The sequence below is a fragment of the Streptomyces sp. NPDC048671 genome, assembly GCF_055587045.1.
The window spans coordinates 91,451-116,879 of the sequence record NZ_JBVJHB010000017.1; the positions used below are offsets into that span (position 1 = coordinate 91,451).

The 25,429-nt window shown below is 71.7% G+C and carries 22 protein-coding genes and 1 pseudogene; 11 read left to right on the forward strand and 12 right to left on the reverse strand.

Going from position 1 to position 25,429, the window contains the following annotated elements:
* Positions 1–132 precede the first annotated feature (132 nt).
* From ACZ6S6_RS30685 to ACZ6S6_RS30710, 6 genes are all read left to right on the forward strand, one after another.
* Complete coding sequence (locus ACZ6S6_RS30685) at positions 133–2,100, forward strand: GNAT family N-acetyltransferase (protein WP_362961570.1); 1,968 nt, start codon at positions 133–135, stop codon at positions 2,098–2,100.
* A 29-nt stretch (positions 2,101–2,129) separates the two neighbouring features.
* Complete coding sequence (locus ACZ6S6_RS30690; protein ID WP_362961572.1) at positions 2,130–3,173, forward strand: aminomethyl transferase family protein; 1,044 nt, start codon at positions 2,130–2,132, stop codon at positions 3,171–3,173.
* A gap of 12 nt (positions 3,174–3,185) precedes the next feature.
* Positions 3,186–5,501: a beta-ketoacyl synthase N-terminal-like domain-containing protein gene (locus tag ACZ6S6_RS30695; RefSeq protein WP_469708015.1), complete on the forward strand. Its 2,316-nt coding sequence runs from the start codon at positions 3,186–3,188 to the stop codon at positions 5,499–5,501.
* Positions 5,501–6,148, forward strand: coding sequence for a hypothetical protein (locus tag ACZ6S6_RS30700; protein WP_469708017.1), 648 nt, complete (start codon positions 5,501–5,503; stop codon positions 6,146–6,148). Before ACZ6S6_RS30695 ends, ACZ6S6_RS30700 begins: the two co-directional genes overlap by 1 nt.
* A complete protein-coding gene (locus ACZ6S6_RS30705) occupies positions 6,145–7,296 on the forward strand; it encodes a hypothetical protein (RefSeq protein ID WP_469708019.1) in 1,152 nt (383 codons plus the stop codon). Before ACZ6S6_RS30700 ends, ACZ6S6_RS30705 begins: the two co-directional genes overlap by 4 nt.
* Before the next feature lie 365 nt (positions 7,297–7,661).
* Complete coding sequence (locus ACZ6S6_RS30710) at positions 7,662–9,287, forward strand: DHA2 family efflux MFS transporter permease subunit (protein WP_362961580.1); 1,626 nt, start codon at positions 7,662–7,664, stop codon at positions 9,285–9,287.
* On the opposite strand, the gene ACZ6S6_RS30715 is transcribed toward ACZ6S6_RS30710, so the two are convergent.
* From ACZ6S6_RS30715 to ACZ6S6_RS30725, 3 genes are all read right to left on the reverse strand, one after another.
* Positions 9,281–9,928 carry a response regulator gene (locus ACZ6S6_RS30715; RefSeq protein ID WP_469708021.1) on the reverse strand — a complete coding sequence of 216 codons (648 nt, stop codon included), beginning with the start codon at positions 9,926–9,928 and terminating at the stop codon, positions 9,281–9,283. The two genes, ACZ6S6_RS30710 and ACZ6S6_RS30715, sit on opposite strands and share 7 nt — an antisense overlap.
* Positions 9,925–11,004: a sensor histidine kinase gene (locus tag ACZ6S6_RS30720; RefSeq protein WP_469708023.1), complete on the reverse strand. Its 1,080-nt coding sequence runs from the start codon at positions 11,002–11,004 to the stop codon at positions 9,925–9,927. The genes ACZ6S6_RS30715 and ACZ6S6_RS30720 overlap by 4 nt, the downstream gene beginning before the upstream one ends.
* Positions 11,005–11,132: 128 nt before the next feature.
* Positions 11,133–12,107 carry a UbiA family prenyltransferase gene (locus ACZ6S6_RS30725; protein ID WP_469708024.1) on the reverse strand — a complete coding sequence of 325 codons (975 nt, stop codon included), beginning with the start codon at positions 12,105–12,107 and terminating at the stop codon, positions 11,133–11,135.
* 160 nt (positions 12,108–12,267) lie between these two features.
* On the opposite strand from ACZ6S6_RS30725, the gene ACZ6S6_RS30730 reads away from it, so the two are divergent.
* The 5 genes and pseudogenes from ACZ6S6_RS30730 to ACZ6S6_RS30750 all read left to right on the forward strand — a co-directional run bounded on the left by ACZ6S6_RS30730 (position 12,268) and on the right by ACZ6S6_RS30750 (position 16,193).
* Positions 12,268–14,070: an AfsR/SARP family transcriptional regulator gene (locus tag ACZ6S6_RS30730; protein ID WP_469708026.1), complete on the forward strand. Its 1,803-nt coding sequence runs from the start codon at positions 12,268–12,270 to the stop codon at positions 14,068–14,070.
* Positions 14,071–14,196: 126 nt separating this feature from the next.
* Positions 14,197–14,397, forward strand: a pseudogene (locus tag ACZ6S6_RS30735) (hypothetical protein); the annotation flags it as partial.
* 83 nt (positions 14,398–14,480) lie between these two features.
* Complete coding sequence (locus ACZ6S6_RS30740) at positions 14,481–14,654, forward strand: hypothetical protein (RefSeq protein ID WP_469708028.1); 174 nt, start codon at positions 14,481–14,483, stop codon at positions 14,652–14,654.
* Between the two features lie 26 nt (positions 14,655–14,680).
* On the forward strand, positions 14,681–15,250 hold the full coding sequence (locus ACZ6S6_RS30745) for a cysteine hydrolase family protein (protein ID WP_362961589.1): 570 nt from the start codon (positions 14,681–14,683) through the stop codon (positions 15,248–15,250).
* A gap of 4 nt (positions 15,251–15,254) precedes the next feature.
* Positions 15,255–16,193 carry an FAD-dependent oxidoreductase gene (locus tag ACZ6S6_RS30750; protein WP_469708030.1) on the forward strand — a complete coding sequence of 313 codons (939 nt, stop codon included), beginning with the start codon at positions 15,255–15,257 and terminating at the stop codon, positions 16,191–16,193.
* Between the two features lie 492 nt (positions 16,194–16,685).
* Here ACZ6S6_RS30750 and ACZ6S6_RS30755 read toward each other — a convergent pair whose 3' ends face one another.
* From ACZ6S6_RS30755 to ACZ6S6_RS30795, 9 genes are all read right to left on the reverse strand, one after another.
* Positions 16,686–17,462, reverse strand: coding sequence for an SDR family NAD(P)-dependent oxidoreductase (locus ACZ6S6_RS30755; protein ID WP_362961593.1), 777 nt, complete (start codon positions 17,460–17,462; stop codon positions 16,686–16,688).
* A 792-nt stretch (positions 17,463–18,254) separates the two neighbouring features.
* A complete protein-coding gene (locus tag ACZ6S6_RS30760; RefSeq protein ID WP_362961595.1) occupies positions 18,255–19,460 on the reverse strand; it encodes an ABC transporter permease in 1,206 nt (401 codons plus the stop codon).
* A gap of 65 nt (positions 19,461–19,525) precedes the next feature.
* On the reverse strand, positions 19,526–20,227 hold the full coding sequence (locus ACZ6S6_RS30765) for an ABC transporter ATP-binding protein (protein WP_469708032.1): 702 nt from the start codon (positions 20,225–20,227) through the stop codon (positions 19,526–19,528).
* Positions 20,224–21,711, reverse strand: a complete 1,488-nt coding sequence (locus tag ACZ6S6_RS30770; RefSeq protein ID WP_469708034.1) for a peptidoglycan-binding protein — start codon at positions 21,709–21,711, stop codon at positions 20,224–20,226. The genes ACZ6S6_RS30765 and ACZ6S6_RS30770 overlap by 4 nt, the downstream gene beginning before the upstream one ends.
* Positions 21,708–22,664, reverse strand: a complete 957-nt coding sequence (locus tag ACZ6S6_RS30775; RefSeq protein WP_469708036.1) for a hypothetical protein — start codon at positions 22,662–22,664, stop codon at positions 21,708–21,710. The genes ACZ6S6_RS30770 and ACZ6S6_RS30775 overlap by 4 nt, the downstream gene beginning before the upstream one ends.
* An 80-nt stretch (positions 22,665–22,744) precedes the next feature.
* Positions 22,745–23,536 carry a hypothetical protein gene (locus tag ACZ6S6_RS30780; RefSeq protein WP_469708038.1) on the reverse strand — a complete coding sequence of 264 codons (792 nt, stop codon included), beginning with the start codon at positions 23,534–23,536 and terminating at the stop codon, positions 22,745–22,747.
* A 2-nt stretch (positions 23,537–23,538) separates the two neighbouring features.
* Positions 23,539–24,138, reverse strand: coding sequence for a SigE family RNA polymerase sigma factor (locus tag ACZ6S6_RS30785; protein WP_362961617.1), 600 nt, complete (start codon positions 24,136–24,138; stop codon positions 23,539–23,541).
* Between the two features lie 584 nt (positions 24,139–24,722).
* Positions 24,723–25,148, reverse strand: coding sequence for a type II toxin-antitoxin system VapC family toxin (locus tag ACZ6S6_RS30790; RefSeq protein WP_362960041.1), 426 nt, complete (start codon positions 25,146–25,148; stop codon positions 24,723–24,725).
* On the reverse strand, positions 25,145–25,423 hold the full coding sequence (locus ACZ6S6_RS30795) for a CopG family transcriptional regulator (protein ID WP_405389601.1): 279 nt from the start codon (positions 25,421–25,423) through the stop codon (positions 25,145–25,147). Before ACZ6S6_RS30795 ends, ACZ6S6_RS30790 begins: the two co-directional genes overlap by 4 nt.
* Between the last annotated feature and the right edge of the window lie 6 nt (positions 25,424–25,429).

Below are 25,429 nucleotides of genomic sequence, written 5' to 3' on the forward strand. Positions count from 1 at the left end.
ACCAGAACCAGAACCAGAACCAGAACCAGAACCAGAACCAGAACCAGAACCAGAACCAGAACCAGAACCAGAACCAGAACCAGAACCAGAACCAGAACCAGAGCCACAGGACCGACAGAAGGAGGTGTGGTCATGGCCCTCACGATCCGCCCGTACCAGGAGGGCGACGCGCACGCCATCGCGGAGCTCTACAACCGCCACCGTGACAACCCCAACCCGGTCGCCGGGGGTGTCAGCGGCACCGAGCTCGCCCGCGAGCTGGCCGAGCGGGAGACGGCGACGTTCCTGGTGGCCGAGGACGACGAGCGGCTCGTGGGTACGTTCGGCCTCTTCCACAACACCGGCCGGCGCTCGGCCCGAGCGGGCGAACTCATCGCGGACATGTTCTTCGTCCACCCCGCCCACCGGGGCGGCCTGGTCACCGGGAGGCTGTTCACCGAGGCCGTCGAGTGGATGATGCGCACCGGCTGCCTGGTGCTGCGGCTCACCGTCAACCCGGCCAACACCGTGGCCTTCCGGCTCTACCGGCGCGTCGGCTGCGTCTCGGTGGGCCGGGCCGTTCCCGGCGAGGACGGCAACGTGGAGCTGCACAACTACATCCCGCTCGTCGTACGCAGCGTCTTCGCCGACCTGGGCGAGCGGGCCACGGCGGCCCTCGGCAGCCTGACCAGCTTCGCCTCCGTCACCGAGGCCCGCGACGACGAGCTGCGCTCGGACGTGCGGGTGGTGGACGGTATCCGGACCATCGACTACAGCCTGGCGCTCGGCGAGTTCCGGATCGACGCGTCCGTGGACGTGGACCGGGGCGCCGTGCGCGAGGCCCGCCTCACCGAGCCCGGCGGCACGGAGCGGGCGCTGCGCATCACCCGGCCCCCGTACGAGGTACGGGCCCCGCGCGGCGTGGCGCCGTACCGGTTCACCGAGTCCGCCCTCACCTGTGAGGTGGACGGCGAGGACGGCACGCTGAGCGTCCTGGTGGCCGGGCACCGCGGCCCGGTACTCGTCTCGACCTGGCCGAGCTGCCGGGCCGACCGCCCGGCCGGCTGGCGCGAGGGCGAGCCCCGCGACCTCACCCTGGAGCCCGTCGAGGGCGGGGTACGGGTCACCGAGCGGGACGGCGACGCCACGGTCACCGGCACCTTCACCCTGGACGGCTCCGGTCTGCTCCAGGAGTTCACCCGCACCGGCTCCGCGACCGGCCGGATCTTCCAGACCGTCGGCCTGCGCCAGGGCGTCTTCACCGGTGCCGAAGGACAGGCCCACCCGATCGGTCTCGGCCAGGGGGTGCGCGACGCATCCGAGGTCGTCGCCGCCTCCCGGACCGTCCGGGAAGGCGCGGAGCTGACCTGGCAGGGGCGGGACGTACGCGTCTCGCTGCCGGTGGACGGGCCCCTGCGGCTGGTCCACAGCACGCTCCTGGAGCGCGGCCTGGAACCCGGCGCGGACGGCGTGGCCCGGATGCGCACCACCATCCGCCCCAGCGGCGCGGACACCACGCGCCGACTGGAGGTGCACGCCACCGCCGGCGGCGTCACCGTCTGGCGGGAGGGCACCACCAAGGTGCTGCGCAGCCCCTACCCCCGCACCCGCTCCCACGGCTACAACCCCCACTGGTCCGCGGGCCTGTGGGTGACCCACGAGAACAGCCGCCACGACCGGGCCGCCGGGCTCGGCTGGGGGGTGCCGGCCGCCGGCGCCTGGGAGGAGAAGCACCCGCTCGGCCTCCACGCCCCGGAATCCGGCCTCGACTGGGAGATCGCCGCCGACGGCGACGGGATCCGCGTCGACGCCCGTACGAGCGGGACGGACCGCGAGACCGTCGTGTGGCTCACCCCGCAGACGCCGCTCAAGACGGCCGTCGTCCTCGACTCGGACGGCGAGCGCTGGGAGCTGAGCTCCGGCGACTTCCGCCAGGTGTGGGCCCGCCGGGCAGCCGTCCGGCTCTCCGACGGGCGGTGGCTGCACTGCGCCCCCGCCGCCGGTCCGCACGACGAACTGGTGCTGCGCGCCACCCGGTCGGGCCTGCTCGTCGGCGGAGTGTCCGCCGCCCGGGAGAGCGCCTGGCTGCTCTCCGTACACGACACACCCCTTTTCTTCTGAGCCACCGACCCGAAAGGCAACGACAGATCATGACCGCCACCACCATCGCCCCGGCAGTCCGCACCGCCACCGAGGACTACGCCACCCTGCGCACCGCCGTCGGCGCCCACCGCGTCACCGCCCCGCTGGTCAGGCTGACCGGTGACGACCGGCTGACCTTCCTGGACGGCTTCCTCGCCAAGTCCGCCGACTACGTGGAGCCCGACTCGGTCCGTGAGGTGCTGGCGCTGAACGCCGACGGCAAGCCGTTCGCGATCCTGCTGCACTTCGAGATCGGCGAGGAGTCGTGGCTGCTGCCGCGCACCGCCGTCACGGCCGACGAACTCGGCGCCTACCTCGGCGGGTTCGACGCGTCCGCCGGCGTCACCGTCGAGATCTCCCCCGAGGGCTGGGGCGCCACCGCCTTCGAGGGACCCGTGGCCTGGTCGGTCGCGGCCGACTTCGTGGACTTCGACATATCCGGCCTGACCCTGCACGCCGTCACCGAGTCCACCCTCGATGTTCCCGGCGCCACCGCCCACCTCGCCCGCGTCGGCACCACCGGGGAGTACGGCTACCTGCTGCTGTCCGACGCCCCGCAGGCCGCACACGAGGCGGTGCTCGCGGCCGTCGCCGACAAGGGCGGCGCCGAGATCGGCGAGGAAGGCCTCGCCCGGGTACAGGCCGAGGCCGGGATGGGCGTGTACGGCACCGGGTTCGGTGAACTGGGCGTCGGCGAGGCCGACCTGGCCTGGATGATCGACTGGAGCCGGATCGGCGAGTTCCACGGCTCCGGCGAGCTGACCGCGCCCACCGGGTCCGAGGCCCGCCTCACCGCGCTCGTCGCCCCGGTCGGCAGCCGCTTCGCAGCCGGTACGCCGGTCACCGCGGCCGGTCAGGAGGTCGGCACCGTCCTGCACCAGGCGCCGGCCGCCAACCCGGAGGAGGAGCTGGTCCTGGCCCTGCTCGACACCCCCTTCTGGGTGCCGGGACTGGAGCTGACCGCCGCGGACCGCGCGGGCGACGAGCGCCCGGTGCGCACCGCGACCCTGCCCCGGGTCATCGCCCGCTCCCTCACCGTCAAGATCGCTTGAGAGGGCCGGGTCATGACACCTGCGAACATCGCCCTGACGGGCCTGGGACTGATCACCGGAGCCGGTGACGACGTCGAGAAGAGCTGGTCGTCGATCGCGGCCGGCACCACCGGCATCCGCACCAACACCCTCTTCGACACCTCCGAGCTGCTCACCGACTGGGCGGGCATGGCCACCGCCGAACAGCCCGCCGACCTGGACCGCTGCTACGCGCTCGCGGCCACCGCGATCCGCGAGGCCCTGCACGGCAGCGGCCTCGACCTCACCACCGTGGACCGCGACCGGGTGGCCGTCGTGGTGGGCTCCAGCCTCGGCGCCATGCCGACGCTGGAGGCCACCCACCGCACCCTCGTCCTGGAGGGCAGGCTGGACGTCGCGCAGGCGGTCGCCTCCCAACTGCCCTGCGTGGGCGACTACATCGCGGCGGAGTTCGATCTGCGCGGCCCCCGCGTGGTCCTCTCCAACGCCTGCGCGGCCAGCGCCGTCGCCCTCGGCTACGCAGCCGAGCTGCTGTGGAAGGGCGACGTCGACTACGTCGTGTGCGGCGGCGTCGACCCGCTGGCGGAGCTGTCCGCCTACGGGTTCAGCGCGCTCGGCGCGCTGGACGCCGAGCCGTGCTCGCCGCTGTCCGCCTCCACCGGACTCACCCTCGGCGAGGGCGCCGGATTCATGGTCCTGGAGTCGGTGGAGCGGGCCGAGGCGCGCGGCGCCCGGGTCCTGGCGGAGCTGGGCGGATACGGACTGTCCTGCGACGGCTACCACCAGACCGCGCCCGACCCCAGCGGCAAGGGCGCCTGCGCCGCCATGGCACAGGCCCTCGACACGGCGGGCCTCACCCCCGCCGACGTCGACTACCTCAACCTGCACGGCACCGGCACCCCCGCCAACGACGCCTCCGAACCCAAGGCGCTGAAGCTCCTGTTCGGCCAGGAGATACCGGCGGCCAGCTCCACCAAGTCGATCCTCGGCCACACCCTCGGCGCGGCCGGCGCGGTCGAGGCCGTGGTGAGCACGCTGGCCATCGACCGGGGCACGCTGCCGCCCACCATCAACACCCGGGGCGTCGCCTCGCCGTACGGCCTGGACGTCATCCCGGACACCGGCCGCGACGCGAGCCCCGAGGTGGTGCTGTCGAACTCCTTCGCGTTCGGCGGCAACAACGCCTCCGTCGTCATCAACCGGCCCGGCCGTACCGGCTCCAGGCCGCCGCGCCGCGAGGCTGTCCATGAGGTCGTCGTCACCGGGGTCGCCGGCCTGGCCGGAACGGCGGGCGGCACCGAGGCGATCGCCGAGGCCTTCGCCGAGGGGCGGCCCTGCTTCGACACCTTCGAGGAGGTGCCGGGCGTCGGCCGGGTGCCGGTCGGCCGGGTCGACATCAAGGCCGCGTCGCGCGGTACGAACCCCAGCCGGGCCCGCCGCATGGACCCGCTGAGCCTGCTCGCCGCGTCCGCCGTGGGCGACCTGTACGCCCGGCATGGCAAACCGTCGCGGGCCGTGGCGGAGTCGACCGGCGTCGTCTTCGCCACCGGGTACGGCCCGGTGACCTCGGTCCTGCGGTTCCACGAGGGCGTGGTGCGTTCGGGCATCACCGGTGCCAACCCGTCCCTGTTCGCCAACACCGTCGTCAACGCCGCCGCCGGCCATGTCGCGATGCTGCACCGCTTCCGCGGCTACACCGCGACCATCGCCAACGGCGGCACCAGCTCCGTGCTCGCGCTCCAGCTCGCCGCCAGGGTCATCGCCCGCGGCGCCGCCGAGCGGATCATGGTGGTGGTCGCCGACGAGTTCCCCGAGCAGGCCCTCGCCACCCAGGCGGCGCTGCCCGGCTACGCCCGGTCCGCGCACGTCGTGCCCGGCGGGCGCACCGGCACCGTCCTCAGCGAGGGCGCCGCCGCGATCCTGCTGGAGAGCCGGGCGGCGGCCCAGGACCGGGGCGCCGACGTCCTGGCGCGGGTCCGCGGCTTCGGCGCCAGTGGCGAATCGGCCGGCATCGGCCGCATCTCCAGGGACGGCGAGGCCTGGGGACGCTCGCTGCGCTCCGCGCTCGCAGAAGCGGACCTCGGCCCGGAGGGGATCGGCACGGTCGTCTCGGCCGCGTCCGGCCACCCGCTGGTCGACCTGGCCCAGCGGGCGGCCCTGCGCCACACCGGCCTCGACGGCCGGCCGGTCCTCGCCCCCAAGGCCCTGCTCGGCGAGACCTACGGCAGCGCGGGCGCCCTCGGCCTGGTCGCCGCCCTCACCGGCGCCGGCACTCCCGGCCCCGTGCTGCTGTCGAGTTTCGCGTACGGCGGCAGCTACGCGGCGGCCGTCCTCGACCCGGAGGCGTGATGGGCGCCCTGATGGGACTGCTCCTCGATCCGGGACTGAACGGGTACACGCTGGCGCCCGACGGGCCGTCGGCGGTGGGGGAGGCGGTGAACGTCCTGGTCTCCCGGCACCGCGGACTGCCCCGCGACCGGATGGGGAACCGGCTGTCCGCCTCGGGCCGCTCCCTGATCGTCGGGGCGCTCGACACGACGTACGGGATCCGGATCACCGCCGGCGACCTGGCGCGGGACGACCTCAAGCGCTGGTCGGTGCCCGCCCTGGACCTGTCCGCCTCGGTGGCGCACGTCGGCACGTACAGCGCCGTGGCCTTCGCGCCCGCCGGCCGCGCGATCGGCGTGGACCTCCAGGACGAGCGCGACCGGCCGCACGCCCTGCGCTGGCTCGGTGACCTGCTCGGGCGTGAGGAGCCGGCCACGATCAGGGACTTCGCCGAGTGCGAGGCGCTCATCAAGGCCTCGCACCTGACGAAGGAGACCTTCGCCGGGACCCGGCTGCCTGCGTGGCAGCCGGGCTGGCGGCCCACGAACACCGATACCTACGAGGTGCGTTCCGTCGTCCTGCGGGCCGAGGGCGAACCGCTCCTGCACCTCGCCCTCGCCTGCGACGCACCGGCCTCGGTGCGCTTCCACCACTTGGAGGAGGAATGACCCTCACCGCCGCGCGGCCGTACACCCGCCGCATCTCCCCGATCGAACGGGGCTACCTCAACGCCGCCGCGACCGGCACCCCGCAGCTCATTCAGATGGTGATCGAGGGCGAGGGCGCGCTCGACGCGGTCGCGCTACGGCGGGCCGCGCGCGCGGCGACCGAGGTCAGTCCCGGCCTCGCGGTACGCCGCCGGGGCGCGCTGTGGCGCGCCGCCGGCACCGTCCCCGAGGTCGTGGAGCTGCCCGCCGGCACCGGTCTCGACCACCCGTTCTTCCACCGCGACCTGTCGGTGGTCACCGGACCCGTCTGCGAACTGGGCCTGATCCACGACGCGGGGACCACCCGGCTGGTCGTCCGGGCCAGCCACATCGTCACCGACGGGCGCGGTCTGCGGCAGTGGATCGCGGATCTCTTCCGGGCCCTGCGCGACGAGGAACTGGTCGGCTGTCCGGACACGGTGGACGACGCACACTTCCGCGCGGCGGCGGGCGACGTCCGCCCGGCCCCCGAGGCCACTCGTCTCACCGGACTGCCCGCGATCATCGGCCAGGGCCCCGCGGGCGAACGGCCCCTGTGGCTGAGCCGCCGGGTGCCCGCCGCCCCGTCCGGGGTCACCGCACGCGCCGCGGCCGCGCTCTCCCGCCACCTCACCACGGACACCGGGCGCCTGATCGTCCCGGTGGACCTGCGCCGCCACGACACCACGACGCGCTCCACCGCCAACCTGACCTCCCAGCTCGTCCTCGACCTGCGCCGCGACGACAGCTGGAAACGCGTCCACTCCACGCTGGTCCGCGCCCTGATCGCCAAGACCGAGGTCGCCGTCCTGGACCGTGACTTCCTGCGCGACAACCCGTTCGCCAACAACCTGAGCGAGGCCCGCGAATTCGACGGCACCCGCTTCCCCTGCACGGCGATCATCACCGACCACGGCGAGGTCGACCCGCAGGCCTATTCGACGCCCGACTTCCGCGCCACCTCCTTCGCCACGCTGCCGATGCTGGTCCCGTACGCCGAGATGTTCCTGAGCGCCTGCCGCGTGGGCGACAGCACCGAGCTGACCCTGGCCTGCCGCGACCGTCCGGGTGCCAGGGAGAAGGCCGGGGCGCTCCTGGACGACATCGCCGAGGCCTTGCGCTCCGCCTGAGCCGGCGCCCCGGCAGGCGACTCTGCCTGAGCCGGCGCCCCGGCCCCGGCAGGCGACCCGGCCCCGGCAGGCAACCCGGCCCCGGCAGGCAACCCGGTCCCGGTAAGCGACCCTGCCTCGGCATGGCGCGCTGATCCTCGACGCGGCCGCCCTCCCCCGCCCCGAGACGCGACCTGCCCCGGTCGCCGCGAGCGCTCCGCCCACGACGGCCCGTCCCCACTCGCGATGGCCCATCCCCACTCACCACGGCGCGTCCCCGCTCACCACGGCCCGTCCCCACTCACGGCGACCCCACCCGATCACGAAAGCCCCGTCTCCGACCGACCCCAAGTCCGATCCACCACCCACCCGAAGGACGACCCCGTATGTCCCTGGACCAGAGAACCGAGCCCCCGGCGCCGGCGGCGGACCCGACCCCCGTGGCGGAGCCCGCGCCCGCGGTGGACCCGACACCCCCGGCGGACCGTTCCCCGGCGACGGACGCCAGTCCGGCGGAGCCGGCTCCCGAGGCCGACGCGGCTCCCGGCGCCGACGCGGCTCCCGCTACGGACCGAGGCCCGGCGGCGGGCCGTGACCCCGCGGCCGCGGCGGCCACCCGCACCGCGATCCTCACCATCGCCGTGGCCGTGGGCGGAGCCTTCGTCGCCCAGCTCGACACCACCATCGTCAACGTCTCGCTGGCCGACACCTCCGCCCGCTTCGGCGCCATCACCCAGGTCCAATGGGTCGTCACCGCCTACCTGCTGGCCCTGGTCGCCCTGATGCCGGCCGCGGGCTGGCTGGCCTCCCGGTTCGGCACCCGCCGCGTCTTCATCAGCTCCGTCGCCGTGTTCGCGGTCGGCTCGGCGGCCTGTGCCCTCAGCACGACACTCCCCGAACTGATCGCCGCGCGCGCGCTGTCCGGCGCCGCCGCGGGCGTACTCGTACCGGTCGCCACCATCCTGCTCACCAGCAGCATGCCGCGTGAACGCCTCGGCCAGGTCCAGGCGCTGAACGGCAGCGTCATGCTGATCAGCCCGCTGCTCGGCCCCACCGTCGGCGGCCTCCTGGTCAACGCATGGGGCTGGTGGGCGGTCTACGCCGTCAACATCCCGCTGTGCGCGGTGCTGTTGGTGGTGGCGCTGCGCCGTGTCCGCAAGGACGCCCCGGCCGGCCCGGACGGCCGCCGCCCGCTCGACGTGCTGGGACTGCTGAGCGCCGCCGCCTGCACGGTCGGTGTCGTCCTCGCCGTGCACGCCTTCTCCGAGACGGGCCTGTCCGTCCACCCCGCCTCCCTGGTCCCGCTGGTGGTGGGCGTGGGGAGCGGCATCGTCTTCGTACGTCACCAACTGCGCACCGCGGCCCCGCTGCTGGACCTGCGCCTGTTCACGCACCGCGTCTACCGCACGGCCGCGATCAACATCTTCTGCCTCGGCTTCGTCCTCTTCTCCCCCATGATGCTGATCCCGCTGTACTTCGAGTCGGCGCGCGGCGAGAGCGCCGTCACCACGGGTCTGCTGATGTCGGCGGGCGGCACCGGAGTCGTCATCGCGGGCCTCGCCTGCCGCCCGATCATGAAGAAGATCGGCGGCGGTACCACCGTCGTGATCGGGATCGTCCTCACCATGCTGGCCACCGTTCCGCTGACCGTCCTGTCGTCCAGCACGTCGTACGTGCTGCTGTGCGCGGCGATCGCGGTCCGGGGCCTGGGTACGGGCCTGACCATCGTGCCGGCCATGACCCGTGCCTTCGAGTCGGTCGAGCCGCGCTCCATCCCGGACGCCTCCGCGCAGCTCAACCTGCTCCAGCGGATCGGCGGCACCTTCGCCCTCGCCGTGGTCACGATCGTCCTGGACCGGGCCGCGCACTCCCATCACGGGCTCGTACCGGCCGCGTTCGCCGATTCCTTCGGCCTGCTGCTCGCCGTGTACGCGCTCACCCTCGTCCCGGCTGTCGCGCTGCTGATCGCGGATCGCCGGGAGAAGGCGGCACGGGCCGCCGCGGCTCAGTAACGGCGCAACGGCTGGACCCGGTTGACCGCGTCCAGCCGGGAGGTGGCGCCGAGCTTGTCGAAGATGTTGCGCAGATGGCGCTTGACCGTACCCTCGGTGATCCCCAGCCGGGTGCCGATCTGCCGGTTGCTCAGTCCCTGCGCGACCAGCTCCATCAGCTCCCGCTCGCGGAGGGTGAGCGTGTCGGCGGGCGCGGGCTCCCGCTCGGGCCTCGATCCGCTCGGCGTGCGCGGCAGGAACATCGTCGTGCCGCCCGCCATCGCGCTGCGGATCGCGGCGACCAGGACCTCCCGGTCGGCCTCCTTGTGGAGGTAGCCCACGGCTCCCGCGGACAACAGCGAGTCGATGAGCTGGCGGTTGTCGTGCATCGTCAGCATGATGATCCGCGCCTCGGGCGCCGCCTGGCGGACTCCCCGCAGGTTGGCGAGCGGGCCGGGCCCCGGCATCTCCACATCGAGCAGCACGAGGTCGGGCCGGTGCAGGCCCGCCATCCGCACGCCGCTCGGCCCGTCGTCGGCCTGCGCGACCACCGTCAGCCCCTCGTACATCTCCAGGAGGTCGCACAGTGCCTCGCGCAGCAGCCGGTGGTCGTCCACTGCCAGCACCCGGATGTCGCCGGAGGTGTCCGCTCCCGCGCTCATCGGCCGGCCGCCCCGGCGCCGTCCAGCGGGACGCGGAGCTGGACGCGCGTCCCCTGGCCGGGCTCGCTGATCAGCTCCAGCGTCCCTCCGAGGGCGGTCACCCGCTGCCGCATGGCGGTCAGGCCGGTGCCGTCACCGTCGCGCGGGTACGGCAGCCCGACCCCGTCGTCGGTGACGGTGGCGTGCGCGGCGTCGGGGAAGACGCTGACGAGGACGTCGATATGGTTGGCCCTGGCGTGTGCGAAGGCATTGCGCAGGGCTTCGCGCACCACGAGGAACAGCTCCTGGCGGGTCTGTTCGGGCAGCCAGGACTCGTCGCCGTCGATACGGGAGCCGACTTCGGCCGGCCGGTCGCAGGCGGCGGCGCTGTAGGCGTCGATCTCCTCTTTCAGGCCGTCGTGCAGTTCATTGACGCGCAGTCCGCTGACCATCGTGCGGGTGAAGCTGAACACGTCGCGCAGCGCCTGCCGGGCGTCCTGGAGCCGGTCGCGGGTGGAGGTGACCCCCTTCGCCTGTTCCATGGTGTACAGGTCGAGGCAGCGCAGTGCCAGGCCGATGCTGCTGCCGATGTGGTCGTGCAGATCGCGGGCGAGCTGGTGGCGGCGGGCGGTGCTGGCCTGACCGACGTCGTGCAGGGTCGTCGACTCGTAGCCGATGGCGGCGGCGCTGACCCGCGCGAAGATGCCCTTGTGCAGCATCCGTACGGCGGTCAGGAACCGGGAGAGCGCGACCTCGGCGGGGAGTTGGGCCGCGGCCTCGGTCATCGTCTCGACAGCCACGTCGAACAGCACGCGTGCCGCGTGCACCGAGTCGATCGGCGAGACCTTCTCGAAGGAGCGCTGCACACCGAGCGCCATCGAGGTGAGTTCGGCCTCCGCGGCGACCTGTACGGGCGTGCCGTGCAGGGTGGCGATGCACTCACCAAGGATCTGCCGGGCCTGTTTCTCGCAGGAGACCCACAGCTCCGGACGCAGGACCAGCGGATTGGCGGCCTTGCGCAGGCCGTCGGCGTAGCGGGCGACGGAGGAATCGATCAGACAGGACCGGTCGGTCGCCGGATCGGCGGAAAGTTCCACGGTGCGCCCCCTCGATATGAGGAGTCGTCAGGACCAGGACGGCACGACTCCCCACAATCACCCGTCCGGCGGGATCATAGTAAGGGGCTTCGGATCAGAAGGCGAGTTCGAAAAGGGGGGCGAGAAGCTCAGACCAGGACGAGCGCGCCCAGCGCGCACAGATGGACGGCGTACTGCGTGGCCATCCAACTCCGGTACGGAGCACGGGACTTCGAGTTCTCCGCCCGGCTGCCCTTCATCCGGGGCGGCAGACAGCGTCCTGCCACGCACAGGGCGCCTACGGCGAAAACGGCGGCGGCCGCGTCGAGCGGCAGCTCGTGCACCCATAGGGCTCCGGCCGTGAGGACCAGGGCCAGCGCCCCGCCGGAGGCGGCGCAGAAGCGGCGGGCGCTGTGCTCGCCGCGGATGACGGCCAGGGTGCGCCGGCCCGCGAGTGCGTCCCCCCGGGTGCTGCCCAGGTCCTTGGCGACGGCCGCGATCAGCCCCACCCCGAGCGAGAGCACCAGGGCGAAGACGGCGGCCTCGGCGGTGAGTGCGCTGCCGGAGGACGCGACCCCGGCGAGATAGGTGGTCCCCGCGGCGGCGCAGGTGACCGCGGAGGCCGACCAGGAACGGCACTTGGCGGCGATCCTGGGCGCGGAGTAGGCGTATCCCAGGGCGAGGAAGACGGCGGTGGCCTCGGCCACCTTCCACCCCGCCGCGCAGCCGAGCAGCAGCCCGGCCAGCGCGGTCAGCACCACGGCCCGCCGGGCCGCCCCTTCGGTCAACCGGCCGCTCGCCAGGGGTCTCTGGGACCGGTTGGCCCGGTCCTCGCACAGGTCGCTCACCCCGTTGAACACGTAGACGCTCACCGTCGCCGCCCACCAGGCGGCCGCCCCGATCAGCAGGTGCGGGGCGTCGGGCCGGTGGTGCGCGGCGGACGCCGTCAGCAGCGCGCCCGTGACGAACCGCAGGACGAACATCACCTGTACCAGCGGGCGCGCCTCCCGCAGGCACAGCCGCACGGTGCGGGCCGACGAGAGGAGGGAGGACCACGGGACGTCGGACAGGGTGAAGGCGGAGGGGGACGAGGGGGAGAGGCGAGGCGTAAGGGCCTGTGTCATGTTGGGAACCTAAAGCTGGAATTCCCGGTTCCGTCGTGTGTCTTCCGAGGTACGGCATGTGCCTTGAGGAGTACTCGCGTTGTATGCGGGGGGCCCGCGCGCCTAGCTTCATCAGTGTCGCAATCACGCTGCATGATGCGGAACGTCGGGGGTGCGGGAAATGGATTTCCTGGTTCTGGGACCGGTGGAAGTGCGTGAGTCGGGGGTGCCGGTCCGGCTCCGCGGAATGCGTCGCCGCCGGCTTCTGGCTCTTCTGCTGCTGAACGCGCGCTACGCGGTGTCCATGGACGCCTTGGTGGACGAGCTGTGGCAGGACCCGCCCGCTTCCGCCCGCCACCAGGTGCACAACGCGATCCGCGATCTACGCGCCGCCCTGGCCGGCTCCGAAGGCGCCGGACTCATCACGGTGGACATCGGCTACCGCCTGGACGTGCCCGCCGACGCGGTGGACGCACACCGCTTCACCGACTGGGTCCGCGCCGCCCGCGCCGCCCGGCGGGAGGGCCGCGACGTCGAGGCGATGCGGCTGCTGCAGGCGGCGGTCGACCTGTGGCGCGGCGACGCCTTCGCCGGCATCGACTGCCCGGCGGTGACCGCCGCGGCGGCCGGACTCGACGAGCAACGCCTCACCGCTGTGGAGGAGTTGATGGAGCTGCGCCTCGCGGCCGGTGAGACCGGCTCCCTGGTCGCCGAACTGTCCGCGCTGACCGCCAGGCACCCGCTGCGCGACGCCCTGCGCGGCAGTCTGATGCTCGCGCTGTACCGGGGCGGCCGGCAGGCCGACGCGCTCGCCGTCTACGACGAGGGCCGCCGGCTGCTCGCCGACGAACTGGGCCTGGAACCCGGCCCACGGCTGCGCCGTCTGCAGACCGAGATCCTCGCGGACGCCCCGCGGGTGCAGCGCCGGACACCCGCGCCCGGCCGGCCCGCCACCGTCCGCCCCGTCCAGGACAACTACCTGCCGCGTGACCTGCCGGACTTCACCGGCCGCGCCACCGAGCTGGCGCTGCTCGACCGGGCCGTCGCCGACCAGGGCGCCGGTTCTCCCCGCACGGTCGTGATCGACGGCATGGGCGGCATCGGCAAGACGGCACTCGCCGTCCACTTCGCGCACCGCCGCACCACGGACCACCCGGACGGCCAGTTCTACGTCGACCTGCACGGCTTCAGCCCGGCTCGCGCACCGCTCACCCCCGAGGAGGCGCTGGGCGTGCTGCTGCGCTCCGACGGCGCCGCGCCCGACGCCCTCCCGGCCGGCCTGGCCGAGCGCAGCGCCATCTGGCGCTCCCGCCTCGCGGGCCGCCGTGCCCTGCTCGTCCTCGACAACGCGGCCGACGCGGCCCAGGTGGCCCCGCTACTGCCCGGCACGGGCGACACGCTCGCCCTGATCACCACCCGCCGCAAGCTGACCGCGACGGACGGCGCCCTCTCGCTGCCCCTGGGCGCGCTGGCCCCGGCGGACGCGGAGACCCTGTTCCGCCGCATCGCGGGCGACGCCTGCACCGGCTCCTCCCTGGAGCGGACGGTCGCTCTGTGCGGGCACCACCCGCTGGCCCTGCGCATCGCGGCGACCCGCCTGCGCGACCGCCCTTCGTGGACCGTGCCGGACGTGACGGCGCGCCTGCGCACGAGCGCGGGCCGTACCGCGTTCCTGCGCACGGCAGACCGCGACCTGATGTCAGTCCTGGCCCTCTCCTACGCACAACTGTCCTACGAAGCACAAGAGTTCACCCGAACCCTCGCGCTGCTTCCGGCCGCCGTCCACGACATCGCGCAGGCCTGCGCCGCCACCGGCCTCGCCCCCTCGGCCGTGGAGTGCCTCTTCGACACCCTCCTCGACCACAACCTGGCCGACGAACCGAGCCCCGCCCACCTCGCGATCCCGCCGCTCCTGCGGGACTGCGCCCACACCTTCACGCTCCCGGCCCGCGACGCCGCCCGCCGGCTGACGGCAGTGGCTTGACCGGGGCGGGGGCCGGCCTACCCGCCTCGGCAAGAGGTTCCGGAAGCCGGCCCCGGTGGCCGCTTCGGAGAGCACGTGGGCATCAAGAACGGAGCGTGCCGTACCCGAGCACCATGCTCGTTCTGTCTGTTCATCCTCGGTGTACCCGAGCGGGTCGTGACGCAGACCGTGGGCTGGTCGTCCACGGCGATGGCGGCCCGGTACCAGCACGTGACGGGCGGCACCCTCGCAGACGTCGCACAGGGAGTCGGAGGACCCACTCGGGAAGTGGCCGTCGACGCCATGCGTCCCACTCCCACGAGCGCAGCCTCACGATCGGCGAGCTGATCATCTGCGAGCTGATCGTTCAGGCCCTGTGGTGGTTCACTCACCAGGTCCAACAGATGATCGAGGACGGACAAGATCCCTCCATGCCCGAGCAGTACGGCTGGCGCTTTCTGCGCGCCGCGTACTTCCGGCTCACGACGGCCCGCGCTCAGGAGACCGCTCAACACGTTCTGATGCGAGAGGCCATCATGAAGACCAGCGGGCTGGCCGAACGGCTGCGCGCCGCGCAGGACGTTCTACGCGAGGGCGTTGGCTGAGGGGCAAGAGGCAGGAGAGACGGCGGATGGACGTCGGCAGCGCCGCGCTGGTCGTGATCGACATGCAGAACGGCTTCGTGAACCACCACAGCGGCCACGCTGTACCAGCGGTCTCCGGCCTGACCGCCCAGTGGACGGCCGTAGGCCGGCCGGTGATCTTCACCCGCTATTTCAATTACCCCGGCAGCTCCTACGAGCGCTTCTTCCAGTGGCACCGGCTCCAAGAATCGCCCGAGACCGACATCGTGCCCGAACTCGCCGAGGCCGCCGCCCACGCGCACAAGGTCATCGACAAGACCGGGTACACGCTGTTCACTCCCGAGGCGGACGGACTGATCCGCCAGGCCGGCTGGACCGACCTAGTCTTCTGCGGGATCGCCACCGAGAGTTGCGTCCTGAAGTCCGCAGCCGATGCCTTCGAGCGCGGCTACGCGCCCTGGATCGTGACCGACGCCTGCGCCACCGACGCGGGCCCGGACGTGCACGACGCCGGACTCGTTGTTGCACGCCGCCTGATCGGATCCAGCCAACTCGTCACCACTGATCATGTGGTGGAGCAACTCACTGCTTTCGCACGGGCGCCGGTGCTGGAATAGCCCCATGGTCGACACCTCGCCCCGTACCGGTTCGCCCGCATCCCAGGACACCGACCTGCTTGTCATCGGAGGCGGGCCGGCCGGCTGCGCCGCCGCCCGCATGGCCGCCGGCGTCGGCATGCGCTCGGTCCTGATCGAGCCGGACGCCCTGTGCCGCAACCTCTACCGCATCCCGGCCCTGAACAACGTCCTCGGCGGCCACACCAGCGGCCCCGCGCTTGCCGACGCCATCACCGCCGAGCTGAGAAGCACGGAGCCGTGCCGCCTGGAACTCGGTCGCCAGGTCGTCGAACTCCGCGCCGATCACGACCACGTCACCGCCACCCTGGACACCGGTGCGCGCCTGACTGCCCCGTACGCCGTTGTCGCCACCGGCGTCGGCCCCCTCCAGCCCTGCGACGTCCCCTGGATCACCGTTCCCAGCGGCCTCACCCTGCCCCCGCTCTGGCAGGCCGACGCGGACGACGGCGAGGGCCGCACGCTCCTCGTCCTCGGCGGTGACCGCCCGATCGGCACTTTCCTGCGCGCCCACCCGGACACCGACACCCGCCTGCTCGTCGCCTACCCGGAGGCGGACGCGTACAAGGTCGAGGAGATCCGCGATGATCCCCGCGTCACGCTCCTGCCCGTCGCGCGCCTGACTCTGCGCCCTTCCGAAGAGGGCGCCGCAACAGCGGACGTGGTGGGGCAGGACGGTGCGCGGCGCGTGGTCACCGCAGACGCCACGTACGTGAGCATCGGGAACGCACCCACCGCCCCGTCCGGTGACCTCGTCCGAAGCGCCGACGGCTACTGCCCGCCCGCCGGCCAGCATCCCCGCATCATCGTGGCCGGAGACCTGCGCTCTGCCCGCTTCCAGCGGATCATGACGGCTTTGGGCTCCGGCAGTGAGGCGGCGCTGCGCGCCTACTACGCTGCCCGAGACCCTTCGCCGCCCTCGTGAACCTTGGGCAGCCGGCGGGTGGTCTTACCCTCGCCCGTGTCCCGGCCCGGCGCAGCCGACGGGCCATGTGGATCACGGCTGTGGAGCGGGAAGCGGCTGCTTCCGCCCTGGGTTGCCCTCCGTGGGAGGCGGGCCCGTGTGCGAGCGCCGGGCGGCTTCACCCTCACCCGCCTGCCCGCCCAACGTCCAGCGACTTGACGCGGATTACTCCCGTCGAGCGGGCAGCAGCCTCCGCAGCGCTGGGCTGCCCACCCTGGGAGCTCGGGCTGTGCGCTGACTGCCAACCACGGGCCCGGCCTCTGCTTACGCCCTGCGCCAGGCGCTCAGCAGTTCCTCGGTGGCCATGGCCTTTTCGGGCGGTCAGTCACAGGGACAGCGACCCCGATACGGGAAGGGTGGCGATGGATCTGCTGCCGCAGCCTTCGCTTGGAGGCACCCAGAAGCGTCGGCGAGCCGGGGTCGGTATGAGGCCCGGGTCGCCCTCGTACCCGGTTATTCGGGGAATGGGCCGCGGACCGAGACCCCGCCGTCCAGCACGATCTGCTGACCGGTGATGTAGCGCGCCTCGTCCGAGGCCAGGTAGACGGCCGCAGCAGCCATCTCCTCCGACGTCCCGTATCGGCCTGCCGGGATTTCCGGGACCCATTCGTCGGAGGGACCGGCGTTGACAGCAGTGCTGATCGCCCCACCTGCGACGACGTTCATCCGGATGCCGTCGGCCGCGTACTCGGCAGCGACGGTCCGCGCCAGGCTGTACAGGCCGGCCTTGGCAGCGCCGTAACCGGCCTGCTTCGGAGCGGCCATGAATCCGGTGACCGAGCCGATGCTGACGATGTTCCCGCCGGTGCCCTGTTCCAGGAACAGCCGCAACACGCGCCGCACCGCGCGAGCCACGTAGCGCAGATTTACGTCGTAGACGGTGTCCCAGTCCTCGTCGGTCATCTCGTGCAGCTTGACCGCGGGTACGAACGCGACTTGCCCGCCGACCACCGTGATCAGGATGTCCAGCCCGCCGAGCCGTTCGGCCGCGCCGACGATCACGTCTTCGAGCTGCTCGCTGGAGCGGACGTCACCGCTCAGCGCATGGGAGACGTGCCCGGCCGCACGCAACTCGTCCGCCGCCTCGGTTGCCCGTACAGCGTCCACGTCGGCCACTGCGACCGTCGCCCCGGCGGCTGCGCAGGAACGGACGATGCTTCGGCCGATCCCGGCTCCGCCCCCACCGATCACCAGAGTCCGTTTGCCGTCGAGCCTGCTCAATCCGGCCATGTGCCCTCCACCCGAGTCAAGTTGTCCAAAGTTAGTCGTCACGAGGCCGACGAGGAAACAAGAACGAGCTGAAGGAGTCGCGGAAGTGGTGTCAGAAAGTCCTCGTGCCTGTCGGCTGCGCTGCCGAGGAGCACACCGCCGTCATCCTGATCCGGCCCGGTGGGCAGAAACGCTGTTGAAGTTGAAGGGGACCGGAGCAGGTGGCTGAGGGCTCCGAGCCGGTGCGGCCTTACTGCGATCTGTGGAACCTGCCCGCCGTTGCCGGTCGAGGCCGGAAGCCGGGGCGGTCGGCTGATCGATTGGATCAGGACCGCCCTTGGCAATCGCCGCCGCACCGCCTACCGCTCGGGCTTCGTACTCGTTCCCGCGAGGAAGGCCATGAACAGTCGAAACCGGTCAGGGCCTTCTTCGTATGCCCGTCCGGCGCGGAGCGTATTCGTCCTGACCGGGGGCGGAGGGGACTGGACGCCTCGTGGTGGACGGTGCCGGACGGAGGCGAATGCGACCAAAACTGAGACCAAGGCGGGCGTGCCCGTCCCGACTCCTTCGTGATCAAGGAGCTTGTCGGGCAAGCGACGGAAGCGCCCCTGCTTCCTTCGCCCGCTTGGTCAGATGAGGGTCTTCAGAGGGACCTGTCTCCAGCGCACCTGTGATGTCCGACAATTCTGCACGAGAGGCCCGTACCGGCCCCCGAAATGCCCGTCCGTTTTCCTCAGTCAACAACGTGACCGCGCAGGTCCCCAGGGCGCAGGCATCAGCACATCGCGGGCGTCCCGGGCAGCCGGCAGGGTGCTACGACGGTGCGCGCAGCGCGTCGACCGGTTCCATGCGGGCGGCGCGCAGCGACGGGTAGAGGCCGGCGAGCAGGCCGACGAGGGCTCCGGCGAGCGGGGCGCCGAAGGCCAAGGTCAGGTCGAGTACCGGGGTCCACTGTTTGACGACGGCGACGCACACCACGACGGCGATGCCCAGGGCCGCGCCGACGATGCCGCCGAGCAGGCCGATCGTCGTCGACTCCAGCAGGAACTGGCCGGCCACCTGTCGCCTCGACGCGCCCAGAGCGCGCCGCAGTCCGATCTCTCCGACCCGTTCCATCACCGTCACCAAGGTGACGTTGGCGATGCCGATGGCACCCACCACCAGCGAGACCAGGCCGAGGACGAGGAAGAGGCCGTTGACGTCGTTCTGGACGCCGTCGCGTGCCTTGGACAGGTCGGGCGGCGCCACGACGGTGAGCGAGTCCTGGTGCCCGGGGGACAGGGCGATCGGTGCCTGGCGCGCCACCTGCTCGGCCGCCCCGAGCGCGGTGTTGACCAGTACGAGGCTGACGTCTCGCAGGCCGAGGCGATCCGCGCCGGTGGTGGGCGGGATGATGACGGCGGTGGACAGGCGCTGCTCCCGCTCGATGCCGCCGAGGATGCCGATGACCGTGTACGACTGGCCCTTGAAGAAGACCGCGGGAGCATCCTCCACCCGGCTGATGCCGAGCAGCTGCGCGGCCTGGTCGCCGAGCACCACCACCTGGTCGTGCCGGGCGAGGTTGCCGGCGTCGTAGAACCGTCCCGCGGTCATCGTGCCGCGTACGGCGGCGGGCAGCCCGGCCGAGGCGGCGACGACGGCCAGGGTCTGTCCGGAGGTGTCGCCGGGTGCGTTCACGTCGTTGGCCCGGACCTGGACGCTGTTGGTCGTGGCGGAGTCCCCGAGGGCGGCGACCGATTCCACCCCGGCCAGCCGCCGGACCGCTTCGGTCCCCGACCAGTCCACCAGTGGCCCGGTGTCGACCGAGCCAGGCTGCGTCCGCGGCACCTTCACGGTCACCGAGGTCGCGGTGAGCGCGTCGAACCGGCCGACGATCTGGTTGCCCGCGGTGGAGGCCACACCGATGGTGATGACGAGCGTGGTGATGCCGAGCACCGTGCCCAGTGTGGTCAGCGCGGATCGCATCGGGCGGGCGAGGACGCCGGCGAGTGCTTCCGTCCACAGGTCCCGTGGGTCCATCCGGGGGCGTTCGGAACGTGCCCCGGCCGCTGCCGGGGGCGCGGGCGTCGTGTGTTTCCCGCGTGTCATACGGCCTCCGGGGTGAGGCAGCCGTCGGTGATGCGGACGCGCTGGCTCGCCCGGCGGCTGACCGCCTCGTCGTGGGTGATCAGGACGAGTGTCATGCCCTGGGCACACAGGTCGTCGAAGAGTTCCAGTACGGACAGGGTGTTCTCGCTGTCCAGGTTGCCGGTGGGTTCGTCGCACAGCAGCAGTGCGGGGTCGCCGATCAAGGCCCTTGCGATGGCGACGCGTTGGCGTTCGCCGCCGGACAGCCGGTCCGGCCGGAAGCCCGACCGGTGCCCCACCCCGACCCGCTCCAGGGCCTGGCGGGCACGGTCCAGCCGGGTGCCGCGTTCGTGTCCGGGGCGCGGTTTGCGGTACGCCTCGGCCACCATGACGTTCTCGTCCACCGTCCGGTAGGGCAGGAGGTGGAAGGACTGGAAGACGAACCCGATCCGGCTGCCGCGCAGCGCGGTGCGTTCGAGGTCGCCCAGCCCGGTGGTCTCCACCCCGTCGAGCCGGAACGAGCCCGCGGTTGGCCGGTCGAGCAGGCCGAGCGTGTTGAGCAGGGTCGACTTGCCGGATCCGGAGGGCCCGACAATGGAGAGGTGCTCACCGCGCCGTACGGTCAGATTCACGCCGCGCAGAGCGTGTACGGGCGGTTCGGTGTCGAAGGTCCTCTCCACATCGCTGAGTTCGATGACGACGTCCGGGCCGGGAGTCACTTGCCCACCACCACGTTGTCGCCCTGCTTCAGTGCGCCGCCGGCCGGCTTCACCTCGACGAGGCCGGCTGCGGACAGCCCGACGGTGACCTGTACATCGCTGACGCCGGAGTCGCGCTGCACCTGCACCCGGGCCTTTCCGTCGGCCGAGGTCCGTATCGCGGCGAGCGGCACGGTCAGCACCTTGCCGTCCGAGGCGCCGATCTTGATGGTCACCTTCACCGAGGCCCCGGGCTGACCGGCCAGCGGGCCGGGGTCGGGTACGGAGATCCGCAGCGGGACCGGGGCCGAGGGGTCGCCGGCCGCCGGGGCTTCGGCGGTGGTGGCGTCACCGGATTCGGATTCGGATTCGGTGCCCCGTGACGCCTCCCCCGTGGACTGCTCGCCGTCTCCCTCCGCCGTCGAGGGCGCGGCGTCGGCGCCGAGCGCGGAGACGGTTCCCTGGGCCTTCCCGCCCCCCGCCGTCGTCAGCTCGACGGCCATGCCCTTCTTGAGCAGTTCGCCGTCCGAACCGGGCACGACTGTCTGGACCACCAGCTCGGACCCGGTGACGGTGCCGATCTGGCCGGACACGGAATCCCCGGTCTTCACCGTCACCTTGTCCAGCCGTACGGGCAGCTTCGGGAAGAAGACGGCCTCACCGGCGGGGACTTTGGTTCCGTAAGTGGTCTGATAGGTGCTGAGGGCGGCGTTCGCCAAGGCCAGCGACTTCTGGGCGGACTCCAGCTGGATCTTCCGGATCGCCCCGTCGTTGCTGTTGCTGTTGCCGTTGCCGTTGCCGTCGGTTTCCGTGTCCGTGTCCTTCTTGGGGGCGGCTTGCGTCCCGCCGGTGCTTTCGCTGCCGGTCATCGTGAGGAGCGTCTCCTGGGCGGAGGACACCGACTGCTGCAGCTGGCCGAGCTGCTGCTGTTCGTCCGGGCTCGGCTGCTGCGCCTGGTATCCCTTGTCCGCGTACCACTGGGTGACCGCTGCCGCGGTGCCCTGGCCGTAGTTGCCGCTGATCGCGCCGGGCTCGAAACCGAGCCGTCGCAGGGCTCGTTGGAGCTGCTTCACATCGTCGCCGGAGGTGCCGGGGCCCAGCGCGCGGTACATCGGGACCCGGCCGCTCAGCGCGAGTACGGGGCGGCCGTTGACCGCCATCAGAACATCGCCCTCCTTGATCTTGGCACCGGCGACCGGTGCCTTGGTGACCCGCTGCTCAGCACCTTCACCGGCCGTGCCGCCGGATGATCCGGTGCCCACGGAGCCGGCCAGTGAGAGCGGCTGGGGCGAGGCGAACTCGATGGAGCCGTTCGCCACCACGGTCGCGATAAGGGACTGCCGCTGGACCTGGACGGTCACCGGGCCGGCTTTCGGCGCGTTGTGCGCGGCGGCGGCATCGGCGGGGGAGTGGACCTGGGTACCGGCGATCCAGCCGCCCGCGCCCACCAGGACCACCGCGCCGACCAGTGCGCCCAGCTGCCTGCGTCCGCTGAGGTGTTTCACGCGCCGGAACCCCAGTACGGGTTGGCCTTCTCCTTGGGGAAGTACGCGGCCCGGAATTCCTTGCCGCACTCCAGGTCCTTCATGGCGATGGCGATGTCCTTGGTGAGCAGAGGCAGCGCCTCCGCCTGGGTCAGCTCCGGCTTGTGCATCGGCATTTCTTCGGTGAGGTCGAGCCGCACCATGTCGAACATGCCGGTCGGCTGGGTGGTGGAGACCGGAATGCCCTGCGCCTTGAGGCAGTTGGCGTACTTCTGTGCGAGCTGCACCAGCTCGGGGTCGCCGTTGAGCTCCAGCCCGTTCGCACGGTTCTTTTCCTCCCTTTCGGCCTGCTCCTTCATCTGATCCTTGATGCTCAGTTCCGGTCCGTAAGCCTTGGCCCTGCCCTCGGCAGAGCACCCGCCGGGCTGCTCCCTCTCCGTCTTCGTGCCCGTCGTGGGCCGGATGCCGTTCAGCGCTTCGTCGTAGCTCTTCTGCTGGGCGGCGCTGAATCCCTTCTCGTCCCCGTCGTCGGGGGTGATGACCTTCCCGTGCATTTTTCCCTCGGTGTTGGCGCCGGGGGCGTTCGGGTCGTCGGGGTAGGCGGCGGCCGCGTAGGTGCCGAAGCCGTACTTCTGTCGCTGCTTCTTCTCCAGGGCGTAGTCCTGTCCGTCGAGGGAGTCGGCGGCCTCCGGACTCGCCATGTGCGGGGTGTAGGTGAAGCCCTTCTTCTTCATGCAGGCCGCGATGGCGTTCTCCTCGATGTACATCTTCTTGGTCGCGTCGTCCGTGCCGTCCGGGATGGTGAGTTGGGCGGCGCCGTCGACGGTCTTCGTACCGCCGTCGGCTGTGGAACCCGAACCGGCGTCGGGGGCGGCCGTGTCGCTCGAACCTCCGCACGCGCTGAGCAGCGGCAGCATGGCGACGGCCAGGGCTGCGACCAGGGAGTTACGTAGGGCAAGGGTTGACATGCGCATGCCAGATATCCATTCGTGGTGCAGTGCGGGTTGTCGTCAGTGGGTCGTCAGTGGGTCGTCAGTGGGTCATCAACGGGTCGTCAACTGCCGGTCTCCTCGACGGCGTCGTAGATCCGAGGGTCGGTGGCCAGGTCGGTCAGCACGGACCAGTCCGAGGCCGTGACCACGTGGCCTTTGCCGCTTTCGTCATGGGGGCCCATGAGCGCCTGCACCTCCCAGCCGCCCGTTGTCACATGGGTGATGCCGAACGTGTACGAACCGCCCCGGTCGTCCTTGCGGGCGGGCAGGAAACGCACATCCGCGTAGTAGGCCAGCACACGGTCCCCCGACTTCGTCGACATGACGGAGCATTTGAACGAGCGGCCACCCCCCGGGGAGGTGAACTCGGGACCATGACCCTCCCGGCATCTCGCCGGAAGCAGGGAAGCCCCGGTGGCGGACCGCGCCACCGACACGTACAGGTCGCTCACCAGCCCGGTCCTGGGGTCGGTCAGCCGGAAGTACGTTGCCGGGCGCCGCGAGTGGTGCGGCTGCGCGGCCTCGATCATGCCGGCCGACGCCGGGACGATCGACCGCAGCAGCTTCAGCGAGGGATGCCAGACCGTCGGTGCCACGGCCGGCAGCGAGCGCCTGGTCTCCGGCGTCGGGGCGAGCACCCCGTACGCGCCGACCGACACCACCGCCGCCATGGCCGCGCTGCCCAGTGCCGCACCGATCCGGCGCCGCCGCCGGATCCGCGTACCCTGCACGATCGCGCCCGACACCAGATCCGGCATCGGCGGCTCCGGAACGGCATCCAGCCCGCCCAGCGCCTCGCCCAGCGCCTCGGCCAGGGCGAACCCGTCCTCGCCACCGCCATGCCTGCCCGCCATGCTCACCACCCCGCTTTCAGATAACCGGTCCCGGATTCCATGCCCGCACCGGCGCGGGCCCCGCTCCCGGGCAGTGCCGCCGACGCCCGGTCGCCCAGGATGCGGCGCAGGGTCGCCAGCCCCCGGGAGGTCTGGCTCTTCACGGTGCCGGTGCTGCATCCCAGCGCCGCCGCGGTCTCCTCCACGCTCTGGTCCTCCCAGAACCGCAGGACCAGCACCGCCCGGCTGCGCGCGGGCACCTGCCGCAGGGCGGCCAGAAGCACCAGCCGCAGATCGGGGTCGTCCGCCGGGGCCGCCACGTCGTACTGGCGGGCACTGGGCCGCTCCCACCAGCGCCGCCGCCGGGTCTCGTCCACGAACGTACGGAACAGCACCTTGCGGGCGTAACTGTCGGGAGAGTCCATCCGTACCTTGCGCCACACCGCGTACAGCTTCGCCAGCGCCGTCTGCGTCAGGTCCTCGGCCAAGTGCCAGTCACCGCACAGCAGATACGCGGCACGGCGCAACTGTGCCTGGCGGCTGCGCGCGAACTCGCCGAATTCGATGGCGACGTCGCCGCCGACGCCGACCGCGGAGACGTCCTGGTCGTCCGGTGTCCGGATCACAGACCGCCTCCGCCCGGCACCGCAACGGTGCGCGGTGAGAAGTGCTTCATGCCGTACTGACGTGCTGGGCGGTACGGGAGGTTGTCACTGGTTCGAGAAGTGTTGTGGACGTCGCGGCGGACTCTGTGTCCAAGGAGCCACAGGCGCGCCCTCGAAGCCGGGGATCTTCAGCCTGACGCCGGGCCAACAGCCGGAGTCGGGTACCGGGCGGGCGTGAGGCGGCCCGAAGTCTCCGAACGCCGGGCCACAGGTCCGAATCCGGCGAGTCGTGCGGGAGCGGGTGAAGCCCACCGTGGAGGGCTCCGCAGAACCCAAGTGAGACGGAAACTGAGACGGACAACGTCGAAGGCCCCCGCAGCGAGCTGAGGGGGCCTTCGACGTATTGCCCGGTGAGAGCAATGGCGGAGGATACGAGATTCGAACTCGTGAGGGGTTGCCCCCAACACGCTTTCCAAATGTTCGTCCGAGGGTTCGGGGCGGGGCGGGGCTGTTCTGACCTAGGACGGAGCCGGGCATCGGACGGATGGTGAACGGCACTGGACAGGCGTGAATGAGACCAGAACTGAGACCGGAGTGCCGGGTCATACCTTCTTGACGACGATCGACTCCGGGACCAGCCTCTCCAGGTCGTCCACGTCCGAGGTGAAGACGGTGACCCGCCCTTTCTGCTGGCGCGCGACAACGGCGAGTATTGCGTCGATCGCGTACTTGTGGCCGTGCAGCTTGGCGTCCGCCAGCAGGCGGCGGGCCTGGCGGGCCTCGTCCTTCCCGACGTCGGCGACTTCGAGCCGGGAAAGCACCCAGTCCCAGCGCTTCTCGGTGGTTCTGCCGTCGTAGGCCTCGACCAGCGTCATCGGAGACGTGACCACCTCGGCTTCACCCCGGGCTGCGAGGTCGAGCCACGCGATCATCTTCCGGTCACCGCGCACGGCCAGGGACAGGGCTTCGCAGTCGAGCACGAAGATGCGCAGCGGTCGCTGCCCGGGCTCACCGGACCGCTTCTTCACGCGGCTTTTCCGGCACCGTGCGTTCCGGTGGCGCGCCGGCGCTCGTGCTCGGCATCGAGGTCCTCCAACTCCTCGAACGCAGTGCTGCGCTCTTCTTCGGTGAGGGGACCGTGTTCCTCCTGCAGCCAGTCCGACAGTTCCCGCAGTCGGTCCCGGTCGCGCTTGAAGCGCAGCGCCTCGGCTACGTACGCCGACATGCCCCGTTCCGCCGCCTCCGCACGGATCTCGTCCAAGAGATCCTCGGGAATCGTCACCGTTACCTTCTTCGTCGCCATACAAGA